Below are 12,404 nucleotides of genomic sequence, written 5' to 3'. Positions count from 1 at the left end.
ATAATACATTCTATGGAAAGAAAGGATAAAGGAGCGATCTCGTGATCTACATATATAACGATTATGGCGGCACACATACGACTTCTTTGGCGGCAGCATACCATCTCAATAAATTACCTGTCAATCGAAAACTTACCAAAGAAGAAATTTTAAACACGGACTATTTCAACAAACTGCAAACGTCCGATATGGGGAAACTCATCTTTCATGGATTGGATGAAGACGGGAATGCCGTGTACACCATCGGACGCGGAGCATCCAAGGTAGTCGTTCCCGCATTAAGAAATTTGGCCGCCATATTTCAAGAACGATATCAGTCTAACGAAACGATCGTATTTTCCAATACTTCACCGACCGTACCGTTTGTCATGTCCATCGGCGGGCTGCTTTCAAGAAGATTAAAAATGGATTTTATCGGCGTTCCTCTGCTTGTACTGGGTGCGAAGCAATGCTGTAAAAGCGTCATCCAATTGGTAAATCATACAAAGAAGACCGAAAAGTACAAACCCGGATCGATTATCGTACTGGATAACAAGCAAATTCCACTTTCCCATGTCGAACCCGACAAGAATTGACTCGGCAATTTGAAAGTAATCCGTAAGCAATTACCGTGCTGCAACACGAACAAGTTTTATTGGATACAGGAAGCAGCCGCGGTTACGACTGCTTCCTGGCAACACGATAAGAGGGAGAAAAACTGGCCGTGTCATCGGCATGGATTGGCAGTTTTGTTGAACAATTGAAGCGATTGCGGATCAATCGTTCTCGATGCCTTTTAGGTCATTGGTATCTAAAGGTTAACGTCAGAATAATCGGCTCATTTCCTATACGGATCTTCTTGTGTTTTCTGATATTGTTTATTCGCTTTGTAGGCAAAAATAAGATATAAAACAATCGTCACCGGAATGAGCGCCCAGAAAAAAACTCTAAACAATACAAATGGCGTTTCAAAGAGAAAGGCTCTCCAAAAGGCTGCTCCAGTTTCTTCCCATAGACCCGGCGTATAATACAATAATTTCGGATTCAGAAAAGCTTTTGCATCAATAGAGCCGGTTGAAATTAGTACAGCAAAAATAGGGATGAAGGCAGTCGCCAACGAGATCCACATTTGAGAAATTCTTTTATATCGGGCAGCTTTGGAGTCGGCATCGGAAAAGATGTCTTCATTTCCGTTTTCGTCTATTTTTTTGAAATATTGAGCTCCCGACCCTTTCGTTCCTGCGATATGTTTCCACCCGCTGTCTTCAAATAAAACACGATAATCCTCAAAATCGTCCTGTTTGTTAAATGTGCGGTAATCCATTTTTATAGTTGCATTTTCGGGTTCGGAAGGTTGAAATACATACCCGATTGATTTATTTGTGAGTTTAAAACCTTGCTTGGCCATTTCATTCAGCCATTTTTCTTCTTTGTCGAAATTAATAAAGAACTTAAACTTTATCATTTCAGTTCCTCCGTTTCTCGTCTTAAAATATTCCTCGTTACTTCAATCATGTGATTCATTCGTTCAAAGTCGAGCCGCAAAATTTCCATTCCTTTTTCTGTAATGGCATAAACCTTGCGCCGGCTGTCCTCATTACTGACAGGCTGAATAAATTTCAATTTCACCAGGTTCTCAATGGCTCCGTAAAGCGTCCCAGCCGCCATTCTTACCTGCCCGCCGCTTAACTCCTCTACCTTTTGCATGATCAAATATCCATGCGCCGGTTCTATCAAAGCCAAAAGAATATAATATACGGTTTCCGTAAGCGGCAAATGCTTATCTCTGCTCATGTGTTCCTCTCCTTGTATTCAATTGAACTGTATTTCGCTATACTGTATAGTTATACTATATACAATAAGACTGTATAATGCAACATTAAACCTTAATATTCAAAAATTTTAATGGCTGCTTATCATAAATGTGTCAGTAATAAAACGCTCTTAATACGGTACTTTGGGATTTGTGAAATCAACGGTCTTGATAAGGGATATGACACAGACATCTAGGGAAGCATTGTCCAAGCAACGTCGTATGTTCCTCGGGGCGGCGTTCGCCAAATCCCGCCGTATCGACCAAAAGATTTAAGTACAACGCCGCTAAAAGGTCGGTAAATTATAACTTTAATTATGTTTCGGGGTCAGATAAGGAGGATATTGTGGTAAAATAAGGTATCTAAAAGAAGGAGGAAGCACATGGAGGATTTTAATCAAATGGCGAAACATTTTGTGAAGTCCCGCTATGGTGACGATGCTCATAATCTTGTGCCCCTCGCTGCCGGTGATTGGTCCAAAGCATATTCCTTCACGCTTGACGGACATGAAATGATTATCCGATTCGGAGCTTATCCGGGTGATTTTGAAAAGGATCGAGTGATGGGAACCTATTCCTCGGAGTCTCTTCCGATTCCAAAAGTTTTAGAGGTTGGAGAGACGGAGAACGGCTTCTACGCCGTATCCGAGAAGGTTCCAGGAAAGCATCTGGATGAGCTGAAGGAACCGGAGCTACGACTCGTCTTACCACAATTGTTCGATATTCTCCAGGGGCTCCAGAAACTTGACCTCACTGACACGCAAGAAGCAGGTCTTTGGCGTCCGGACGGGACCGGGTCGAGATGGGGAACCGGGCTTCTTTCTGTGGCCGAGCCCAGGGCCCGACTAGCGGGTTGGCGTGAGCGACTTGATGCCTTTCCACAGGAGGTGCGGATCTTCGATGCCGGTATAGAAAAGCTGCGCCAGCTCGTCCCGCAGCTTCAGGAGTACCGAGGAATCGCGCACTGCGACCTTCTGAACCGGAACGTGCTCGTAGACAAAGGGAGAATAACCGGGATCATTGACTGGGGAAATGCGTTATATGGAGATCCTCTTTACGACTTCGCTTGGTTTCTTTACTGGTGGCCTTGGTACCCGGAATGGCAGGGGATTGACTTGAAGGAAATGATAGATCAACATTGGGATAAGCATGGAGGCTCACCCGCGCATAAAGAGGAGCGTCTTCGCTGCTACCTTATCCATATCGGCCTCGACCATATTGCCTATAGCGCCTTTAGGCAACGCTCAGAAAATATGAGACGGAACGCAGAGCAATTGTTGACTTACATCTAGAAAACCACATATCGACTGATGGAGAAAAGCCTCGGCATTAGAATGCGTTTAAGAAACAATCGATTTTATGTTAACCAAGGAAGGAGTAGGCCAATGATCCACACGGTGCTTGGTCCTATCGAAGAAGGGGAGCTCGGCGTTACCCTGCCGCATGAGCATATATTGGTTGGTTTTATCGAAAACGGAAAACTGACTCCGGATGATTATGACCGGCAGGAAGTGGTCAGCCTCATTTTGCCTTATCTGATGGAGCTCCGGAGCGTAGGTTGTCGGACGTTCGTCGACTGCTCTCCGGAATATTTGGGACGCGATCCCTATGTTTTAAGCGAGTTGGCCGTGAAGTCGGGGTTGCATATCATAACGAACACCGGATTTTATCAAGCTCCGTATTTGCCGCCGTTTGTGTTCGAGATGCCGGAGCCGGAACTGGCTAAGCTGTGGATTCGAGAGTATGACGAAGGGATTGGCGATAGCGGCGTCAAACCGGGATTTATCAAAATCGCGCTGAACAAAGGCAGGCTTTTCCCGGTACAGGAAAAGATCGTCCGCGCCGCGTTGACCGCATCGCTCGAAACCGGTCTGCCGATTCAGGCCCACACAAACGACGGCTCAGTTGTAATGCATGTGCTGGAGATTATGGCGGAGCGGCGCTTCGATCCGTCCCGATTCATCTGGGTTCACGCTCAGAATGAAAAAGATCTTGATCTACATGAGCATGCCTTCAAGCAAGGAATGTGGATTCAGATCGATTCCATCGCGCGCAGTCCACATGAAGATAATTGCAGGCTGCTTCAAGCTTTTCTCGAGCGAGGGATGGAAGCTAAGCTGCTGCTGTCACAAGACTTAGGATGGTACACAGTCGGAAAAGCCCAAGGCGGCGATATTCGGCCTTATCACAAGCTGTTCACGGAATTTATCCCATTTGCAGTTGAATATGGAATTGATCCCGATGTGTTGGACCGTTTAATGAGCCGCAACCCGGCCATCGCTCTCCGCAACCGCTCTTAAGTTCAAACTTTTTTATAGTTATGTGACGATGTATTTGAAGAGTTTTTAGAAATCTCCGAAGATGAAATCTGTAGAATTAAACTTGATAAGAAATTAATAGAATTCTATAAGAATTTTGAGGGTAATAATAAGAAGCCGGCGCCTTCACAGGGGGTTATGATGAAAACCTTTATTTACATGGTCAGGCACGGAGAATCACCTAAAACAGAAGAGAACGAGAGAACACGTGGACTGACTGAGAAGGGTAGGTCAGATGCCCGTATTATAACTGAAATCCAAACAATAATATAAAGTGAATCTGAAGTGGGCAGTATCGTTGAATGTGACACTTTACAAGGAGGATTACGTCATGAAAAATGAGTCCGGCAAGAGGAGAATCGACTCTGCTTCGAAACTTATTAAGGCATCACCGCGAGCTATCTATGAGGCATTTTTGGACCCGGAGGCCCTGGTTTCGTGGCTTCCACCAGAGGGCATGAACGGCCATATTTATGAGTTCGACGCTCGAGAAGGTGGAGCCTATCGAATGTCCCTAACATATGTCGAGACGGAGCACTCAACGCTTGGAAAGACCTCGGAACATGCTGACGTCGTCCAGGGGAGATTCCTAGAGTTGGTCCCAGACAAACGAATTGTACAATTAGTAGAATTCGAGTCCGATGATCCCTTGTTCGCGGGTGAAATGACAATGACATGGTCCTTGGCAGCCGCCCCGGAAGGTACCGAGGTCACCATCGTTTGCGAGAATGTGCCGGAAGGAATACAGCAGGACGATCACGACGCGGGATTGAGGTCCAGTCTGGAGAATCTGGCCCGCTATTTCGAATGATACTTGAATAGTGAATAAAAATAAATCTTGGTTGGCCTTATGGGGATGTTCATTCTCCGGTCGGTTTCCTTTGGATTACCCGGCCTGCCAACTGTCCGGTACTGATTGATCAACTCCATCCGTAACGAAGCGGCCATGGATGGCAATGGAGCAGCAAGTCCGTTCCCATATCGCCGCGAATGTTTTGTTCTAAGAAATCTCCGCGAAAGGCAGAGAAAATAATGAATGATCCTATCCTCCGTACTATCAGCTGGAAGGAAATAGGTAAAGGTTTCCAGTCATTGTTAGTGCCAGATGTCCCAAATAACATGATTCCTTTGGATTCCGGACTTGAAGCAAATGTATTTAAGATCAGTACGCCTGCAACAACGTTTGTATTAAAAGTATGGAATCGGGATTCAAAGCCGGATGTATCAATTCAATATACGCTGTTAAAGGCTTTGTATAATCGAGGGATGGCAGTCTCCAGACCATTTGGTTGGGGGATTGATGAAAACAATAATCAAGTTTTATTAACCAGCTTCGATGGTACACCTATCAATAAAGTGGATAAATTGAAACTTACTGAAATTGCAAATATGTTAACCGAGATACATAATTTTCAGATTGAAATATTGGGCGGTAAAACAATGCCTAGGTACGATTTCATACATTATTTCTTCCCTGAAATTGACGGCCAGCTAGATATAAAAGAACTATTAATCCAACTCGTTGGAAGTTCAAATATGGAACAAAATTGTCTCATTCATGGTGATTATAATTTGGGAAATATCCTTGAATCAGATGGAAAGTATACAATTATTGATTGGACAAACGTCCAGCTTGGTGATCCTAGATACGATATTGCATGGTCGATTATTTTAATTTGGATTTATGTAAGCGAAAGGCATTGTTCAACTTACCGTTCCGTATTTTTGACGAAGAACAATTACGCTAGGGAGGAACTGGAGAAATTTGAGGCTATTGCTTGCCTTCGATGGATTCTGCTGAACAGAATTGCAGTTCTTCCCAAACGTTCTAATACAATTTCAACGGTTAGAACCATTTTAATGAAAAATAAATACTTGAATGAAAAATTACTTTGAAGGTTAGTCGAAGAGCATCAATCTAGAGGACCGCATAAAGGTAAATGGGATTTGCCAGGCGGAACAATAGAATTCGGGGAAGAGCCTTATGAAACCCTTAAAAGAGAGTTTTATGAAGAAACCGGTATAACCGATATCGAAGGGACAATAAGAACTGCAAAATCTTACACAATAGATTGCTTGCTCAGGATCTTTATCCGATAAGCGATTAATGAGGGCCGTTTAACGAAATAAATTGAATAAGAAAGGAGAATTTTGATGGTTGATCTTAAGAAAGATGGCTCCAATCTTAATTCGCAAACTCAATTGCAGCGGCCGCGCTATTTGGTTTGGTCCGGATATGCGGTATTTATTTGGTCGATAGTCTATATGCTGCCTCATCTTTATTGGGCGCTTGATGGCACAGCCGGTTTGTCGATACTAAAACCGTCTATATCCGAATCTCCCCAATGGAAATTGATAAACTGGATCGCCTCTGTTTTTCTTACAGCAGCAGGATTCCTTGGCATTGCGATGATTTATCTTAAGAAACGAAGGTTTCTAAGTTGGTTATTGCTCGTAATATTATTGGCAGGATGCGCGGTAGCGACATCGCACGGCATTTATGGGATTATCTACCGAGTACTTCAAATTGCAGGCGTTGCCGGGGTTGAATCGGGACCGTTTAACCCAAAGGAACATGCCTATGTTTTGTGGGATCTTTTGCTTTTCGAACCGTGGTTTACGATTGAAGGGATCCTTCTAGGAATTTTAGGTTGGTGTTACGTAAATAAACTACGCAACAGAAGAATCTGGTTAACATTTTGTGCGATAGGCATATGTTTTGGTTTAATTACAGGATTGCTTGGAGTACGATTCGCATAATTCATAAAAACTAACCAACGTAGGCGACCACATCACAGGCAGCGTTGAGGTAAGGGGTGATGATAATTTCATCGGGAAAGATTAATGAAGGTACTCGTTATCATGTTCATCGGTAGTTTAGGATACGACTTGGAAGATCAAATATTTATGGACCAGAATTCCGAAAGTGGTGAACATCATTGGACGTAATGGAGTACCGCATCACCGACGAGTGGGACGAAGCCCGCTGGAACGCAGCGGAGCGAATCTACGAGCAAGCGTTTCCGCTTGACGGCAAGAAAAGTCGCGATATCATTCGTCGCATGTTTGAAAAAGGTATGTGCCAGCTGCACACAATCGCTCAAGGCTCAGAAATCGTTGGGATGGCGTTGACCGGAATCGATCGGCAAGCTGGCGCTTTGCTAATCGATTATTTAGCGATTCGTAAGGATGTTCGCGGCAGCGGATACGGCCGATTATTGCTGGATCGTATCAAGCAATGGACGCGCACGGTCGCTTGCTGCAAAGGAATCATCGTCGAAGTGGAATCCGAACCGACCGAGGCAAATATCCAGCGGATCCATTTCTGGGAAACAAACGGATTCCATCTTACAGCTTATATTCATCAGTACATTTGGGTACCTGAGCCTTATCAGGCGATGTATTTGAACTTCGATGAGACTAATCGTTTGCCGGAAGATGGGAAGATGCTGTTTCGCAGCATTACTCGATTTCATGAAAAAGCGTATCGTCGTATATAACCCAGATCTGGCTACCACCGAGTTACTTTTTTGAAAAAAATGGATTTTTGAGCTATCGGAAACATCTTTGTTATTTTTGACTCAGCTCTGCTAACGAGAACGTTCAATAATCTATACTACGAGGCTGCCGCGGATAACCGGTAGTCTCTTTACCATTATGCCCCCGCCAATCGATTTAATGATTTTTTCCGGATAGGAACGGCTGCCATAATTTTCACGGGTTAGATATTCTCCTGAAAATTTACACTATACACAGGAGGCGTTTTAATGAGCAAAAATTTATATAAAAATGCAGTTATAACGATTGCCGTTCTTACTCTTATGTTTGGAGGATTGTCCGCTTGCAGTTATATGAAAGGGACGCGGAACCCTGCAAGCGACAGAACCAAGACGTATGGCGCAAACGATCCAAAATCTTTCAAGATAAACGAAGCGGCGGATGCACCCCAATGGGAAAAAACGGCTGATGCGATTATTGCGGAAGGAATTCGTTATTTTGGTACTCCTTATGTTTTCGGCGCGGAAAGATTTAATGACAAAGCGTTTGATTGTTCATCTTATGTGCAATATCTGTATGGCAATCAAGGCATCCAGTTAGGCTATAATTCGAGGGAACAGGCCGTTCAGGGAGAAGAAATACCGTTTATCAATTTACGGAAAGGAGATCTTATGTTTTTTTCGGATGAGGACTTTCCAAATGAGACAGGCTTGAATAAGGTTCGGCACGTCGGAATTTACATGGGAGAGGGGAAAATACTCCATACTTATGAGGAAGGAACCGGAGTCATTATCAGCAATATTCACAAGGATGAAAAAGAAGGAGAGTACTGGTATCAAAATTATTTGTTTGCCAAAAGAGTCATTTCCGGCTAGGGAAGAGAAGCTCTGCGGCAACCGTTTAAACAAGACGGATCTAATCTGTGCACGAAATCATCAAAGGTCCAACCGGAGGTTTGGCAGCAGCTATGAATATAAAACGGTTGAGTTGGATTATGGTCATCCTCTGTGTGCTGTTTTGTCCAGTACTCGTTTTCGCCGGCGGCCCCGACGATGAAACAGAGGATATACATGCTTTTGTAATTAAGCTGTTCAACGAACGAGCTCAGCTTTTGATGGATCAAAAGCCTGAGGCTATAACTAAATTTTATGATGCCCAATCAGGCCGGTATGCGTATGAGCAGGAGCTCTTAAGAAGCCGGTATATCAATGCGTGGGCGGAAAAAAGAAACATCGCATTTACCGCCGCGGACAGCAGCATTCGAATTGTTCGGATAAAAAAAGAAAATGGTCTGGCAAAAGTATCGGTAGCCCAAAGCTTAAAATTAAGTTATGTATACAAAACCGACAACTACAATCCCCAACATTTCGGAATTGGAACACGGCACGGAATAACGCTTAAAAATATCGATGGAAAATGGCTTGTCCAGCGCGAATGGTATTCCGATCCGCTGACAGAAAATCCGAAATGGATACCTGAATTCGACGGATTCCCGAAAACCACTTTTTACAAAATCGAACCGGATACCGGAAAAAGCTATGCAATAACAAAATACAACAGAGAACGAGCCGTACAATATGCCAATAAATACGCCGGGCTCGCGTGGGGAGCAGGTAATAACAACCGGTACAATAGAAAGTATTTGGACTACTCCCATCTTGGCGGAGACTGCACCAACTTTGCTTCTCAGGTGCTGGGGGATATGAACGAAGGCGGCGGATTGCGGATGGGCTCGGGATGGCATTACCGCTCGGAAGGGAGCCAGGCCTGGGTCCGGACGGACTCATTCAAAGACTTCGTGCTGCAAAGCGGGTACGGCCACCTTGTCGTCAAAGGCTTCTTTACAGATGTGGTGAGGCCGACTGATAAATACCCTAATGGGGCTGTCGGAGCATTGAAGCCCGGAGATTTGATTGCTTATGAAATGGACGGAGATGTCGATCATTTTTCGGTGCTGGTTGGTTTTGACGATCATGGCTACCCGCTTGTCAATTCTCATTCGGCAGACCGGTACCGTGTGCCATTCGATCTTGGATGGGATAAACATACCAAATATTTATTGATCCACATAAATGATTGACTTGTCTCACTCTCTAATCATATATGTACAGCTTGTGCAATAAAATAGATAGGACAGAGCTGCACATAGTTGAGGTGGGAAAGATGAGGTTACCTGATCTGGCCAAACAAACGGCACTCCGTACAGGCGCCATTTTTGTTGTGAAAGTAATAGGTTTTTTTGCCCGGGTTGTTTTATTCCGCCTATTGGGGTCCGAAGGTATAGGACTTTATCAAATGGCCTATTCCGTATACGCGCTTTTCCTTACGGTCATTACGGGGGGATTTCCTACCGCACTTGCCCTTGCAACAGCAAAAGATCCCGGGCAAGGCTGGCGTTTATTTAAAGGTACGGCTGTTTTTCTAGCCTTATTCGGCCTCGTTCTGGGTTTCTATTGCTATTCCCTTGCGCCCCGAATTGCTGTTCTGCTAGGCGATGCCAAGCTTGAATTCGCCGTTCGATGCGCTGCTCCGGCAGTTGCTATCGTACCGTTCCTTAGTCTTCTGCGCGGGTTATTGCAGGGAATGGAATATTACGGTTATATCGCGGCATCGGAGTTTATCGAGCAAGTATTTCGCGTTGCCCCGATGGTTGTTATCGCAACCGTATGGCTGCAGTATGGTGTCCCTTATGCGGTCGGCGGTTCAATGCTGGGAGCTCCTATCGGGGCTTTTATGTCCTTATGTTTTTTGCTTGCCGTCATAGCAACCTCTACCGTTCACAAGCTGAAAATTATCGATAAAGCTGCTTTTCAGAAGCTGAAAAAGCCGGGTGTGATTTTGTTTATCTACTCGGCCCTTTCCATTTTTGCCACCCGGTTGATTGTCCCGGCTTCCGATTTTCTCGATGCCCTCATTATCCCCCGTCGGCTGCAGGCTGCAGGCTTAAGCGTCTCTGAAGCGACTTCCGTTTACGGAATTATTACAGGAATGGCTTTAACGATCGTGTACATGCCCGCGATTGTTACATCTGCTTTGGCTTTTACATTGTCGACCAAAATTACAGCGGATTGGGAATTGGGACGGCAAGAACGGTTTGCCGGGCGTACGTCATCAGCGATGCAAATCGTTTGGCTCTGGGGATGCGGCTCGGCTTTGGTATTATTTTTTTATGCAGGGGACTTGTCGTTCTTGATCTTTTCCAGCGGAGCGGCGGAAACCGCTATCCGCTATATGGCTTTAGCGCCTTTACTGTCAGGAATCAGAGAGCTGTCCACGGTTGCCTTGTGGGGAACGGGAAATAAAAAAACGCCTTTGACCGGATTGATTGTGGGTGTTATTTGCTCGCTAACGCTTAATTATTGTTTGCTTGCCGTTCCCGGATTTGCATACGCGGGGGCGGCTATCGGAATTTTATCCCTGGAATTGATTGCCGCCTTATGGAATTTGAACGGGTTAAGACGTTATACAAAAGGGGTTATGGATGGATTGTTGCCCGGCACAGTCGTCGTAACTTTACTGTTTACCGTATGTCTGTTTTTAGCAAAACTGTCTGCCCAGTTTCTCTCTCTCCCTCGCAGCGTACAATCTGTTGGTGAAATGACGCTCATTTACGGCAGCATAACCCTCTGTCTATTTGTATATTTTCTAAAAAAAGAACGCCGCCTGCTATAACAGCAATCTGGAAGAAGCCTCGACTCATTTTTTGTGCTAATATTATATAGACTTGGAAATAATCAATAAACGAGGGAGGCAAGCATGTCATCATTCAAAATCAAATTTCAAACTGTAGACGAATATTTCAACACCTTTCCGAAAGATGTTCAAGACACGTTAGAGAAAATCAGGGAGACAATAAAAAGTGCCGCACCAGAAGCGGAAGAAGTAATTAGTTACCAGCTGCCGGCATTCAAATATCATGGATTTTTAATTTATTTCTCCGCGTATAAAGACCACTACTCCTTGTCTTTTCCTCCGCCCTTTAAAATATTTGAAGCTTTTAAAAATGAATTGTCACCTTACGAGGTATCCAAAACATCAATTAAATTTCCTATGGATAAACTGATTCCGTTTGATTTGGTGATTGAGCTTGTTAAGTATAAAGTGAAGGAAAATTTGGAAAAAGAAAAGAAGAAAAAATAACCGTAAATTAGTTTGGATGCGGTATTTCTTCAACTGCAAGGTACGATTATTTAGGAACTTTATAAAGATACAAGCCGCCGCTGATAAGGCCACTGAAGAACTTACGTTTTTCGGTTCCGTCGATCTACCCAAAGTGCAAAGAAGACATCCAGTCCAACTCTTGGGGCGGATGTCTTCTGTTTTTCATCAGAATGGTTACAGTAGGTTGTTACCCGTCAGTCTGTTAACTTTAATATTCGCTTTAGATTTACCGCGAATATCGCCATAGCTCCTTGCATCTGCATGCCAAGCAGACCCGAGGATGTGGCGACATCATACCCGTGCCTATGTTTGAGTTCGCTATTCTTCGCTTCGATCTTGTAGCGTTCCTTTGATTTGGTTTTAAAATACTCCGTCTCTTGGAACGCCATTTGTCCCGAGTGTTCATCTGACGTAATGGTCACCGAGTAGGTCTTGCTTTTGGCTCCTTCTGTATAGCAGCCTTCTTTGAGCGGACAACGTTGGCATACTTCTACATCAAAATAATAAGTGTCCCTTTGGTTTTTTCCTCGTCCCTTCTTGCCCTGACGGGCCTTTCGAAACGCCATATGACCAGCCTTACATACGTACATGCCGGCATCTTTATTGAACAGGAATTCATCTTCCTTATTTCGACC

At 44.3% G+C, this 12,404-nt stretch carries 14 protein-coding genes and 2 pseudogenes; 13 read left to right on the top strand and 3 right to left on the bottom strand.

Annotated features, from left to right (window positions below; translation table 11 throughout):
- The first annotated feature begins 41 nt into the window (after positions 1 to 41).
- Positions 42 to 575 (top strand): DUF3189 family protein, encoded by a 534-nt coding sequence (locus E1757_RS34900; RefSeq protein ID WP_133236987.1) that lies wholly within the window; start codon positions 42 to 44, stop codon positions 573 to 575.
- A gap of 242 nt (positions 576 to 817) precedes the next feature.
- Here the strand turns inward: E1757_RS34900 and E1757_RS34895 are convergent, their stop codons facing one another.
- Together E1757_RS34895 and E1757_RS34890 are read right to left on the bottom strand one after the other, a co-directional pair.
- A complete protein-coding gene (locus tag E1757_RS34895; RefSeq protein WP_133236985.1) occupies positions 818 to 1,444 on the bottom strand; it encodes a DUF2812 domain-containing protein in 627 nt (208 codons plus the stop codon).
- A complete protein-coding gene (locus E1757_RS34890) occupies positions 1,441 to 1,773 on the bottom strand; it encodes a PadR family transcriptional regulator (protein ID WP_133236983.1) in 333 nt (110 codons plus the stop codon). The genes E1757_RS34895 and E1757_RS34890 overlap by 4 nt, the downstream gene beginning before the upstream one ends.
- A gap of 402 nt (positions 1,774 to 2,175) precedes the next feature.
- On the opposite strand from E1757_RS34890, the gene E1757_RS34885 reads away from it, so the two are divergent.
- The 12 genes and pseudogenes from E1757_RS34885 to E1757_RS34830 all read left to right on the top strand — a co-directional run bounded on the left by E1757_RS34885 (position 2,176) and on the right by E1757_RS34830 (position 11,748).
- Complete coding sequence (locus tag E1757_RS34885) at positions 2,176 to 3,084, top strand: phosphotransferase family protein (RefSeq protein WP_133236981.1); 909 nt, start codon at positions 2,176 to 2,178, stop codon at positions 3,082 to 3,084.
- Positions 3,085 to 3,177: 93 nt separating this feature from the next.
- On the top strand, positions 3,178 to 4,092 hold the full coding sequence (locus tag E1757_RS34880) for a phosphotriesterase family protein (RefSeq protein ID WP_165972429.1): 915 nt from the start codon (positions 3,178 to 3,180) through the stop codon (positions 4,090 to 4,092).
- A gap of 159 nt (positions 4,093 to 4,251) precedes the next feature.
- Positions 4,252 to 4,368 (top strand): annotated as a pseudogene (locus E1757_RS36825) (histidine phosphatase family protein); the annotation flags it as partial.
- A gap of 73 nt (positions 4,369 to 4,441) precedes the next feature.
- Positions 4,442 to 4,921: an SRPBCC family protein gene (locus E1757_RS34870; protein ID WP_133236977.1), complete on the top strand. Its 480-nt coding sequence runs from the start codon at positions 4,442 to 4,444 to the stop codon at positions 4,919 to 4,921.
- A gap of 221 nt (positions 4,922 to 5,142) precedes the next feature.
- Positions 5,143 to 6,006, top strand: coding sequence for an aminoglycoside phosphotransferase family protein (locus E1757_RS34865; RefSeq protein WP_133236975.1), 864 nt, complete (start codon positions 5,143 to 5,145; stop codon positions 6,004 to 6,006).
- A 27-nt stretch (positions 6,007 to 6,033) separates the two neighbouring features.
- Positions 6,034 to 6,210 (top strand): annotated as a pseudogene (locus E1757_RS37415) (NUDIX domain-containing protein); the annotation flags it as partial.
- A 54-nt stretch (positions 6,211 to 6,264) separates the two neighbouring features.
- Positions 6,265 to 6,870, top strand: coding sequence for a DUF3995 domain-containing protein (locus E1757_RS34855; RefSeq protein WP_133236971.1), 606 nt, complete (start codon positions 6,265 to 6,267; stop codon positions 6,868 to 6,870).
- Between the two features lie 188 nt (positions 6,871 to 7,058).
- The gene (locus tag E1757_RS34850; RefSeq protein WP_246079730.1) at positions 7,059 to 7,610 is read left to right on the top strand and encodes a GNAT family N-acetyltransferase; all 552 of its coding nucleotides are present in this window, start codon (positions 7,059 to 7,061) and stop codon (positions 7,608 to 7,610) included.
- A 267-nt stretch (positions 7,611 to 7,877) separates the two neighbouring features.
- Positions 7,878 to 8,483 (top strand): C40 family peptidase, encoded by a 606-nt coding sequence (locus E1757_RS34845; protein ID WP_246079727.1) that lies wholly within the window; start codon positions 7,878 to 7,880, stop codon positions 8,481 to 8,483.
- Between the two features lie 92 nt (positions 8,484 to 8,575).
- Complete coding sequence (locus tag E1757_RS34840) at positions 8,576 to 9,688, top strand: amidase domain-containing protein (RefSeq protein ID WP_181956732.1); 1,113 nt, start codon at positions 8,576 to 8,578, stop codon at positions 9,686 to 9,688.
- 83 nt (positions 9,689 to 9,771) lie between these two features.
- Positions 9,772 to 11,280 (top strand): oligosaccharide flippase family protein, encoded by a 1,509-nt coding sequence (locus E1757_RS34835; protein ID WP_165972428.1) that lies wholly within the window; start codon positions 9,772 to 9,774, stop codon positions 11,278 to 11,280.
- 84 nt (positions 11,281 to 11,364) lie between these two features.
- Complete coding sequence (locus E1757_RS34830) at positions 11,365 to 11,748, top strand: iron chaperone (protein WP_133236965.1); 384 nt, start codon at positions 11,365 to 11,367, stop codon at positions 11,746 to 11,748.
- Positions 11,749 to 11,963: 215 nt separating this feature from the next.
- On the opposite strand, the gene E1757_RS34825 is transcribed toward E1757_RS34830, so the two are convergent.
- On the bottom strand, positions 11,964 to 12,404 hold a 441-nt coding region (locus tag E1757_RS34825; RefSeq protein WP_181956731.1), incomplete at its 5' end, for a transposase.

Origin of the sequence: Paenibacillus piri, from assembly GCF_004354045.1 — a bacterium.
GTDB classification, from domain to species: domain Bacteria; phylum Bacillota; class Bacilli; order Paenibacillales; family NBRC-103111; genus Paenibacillus_S; species Paenibacillus_S piri.
Note: the sequence above shows the minus strand (reverse complement) of the source record. Positions and strands in the feature narration are given on the sequence as shown.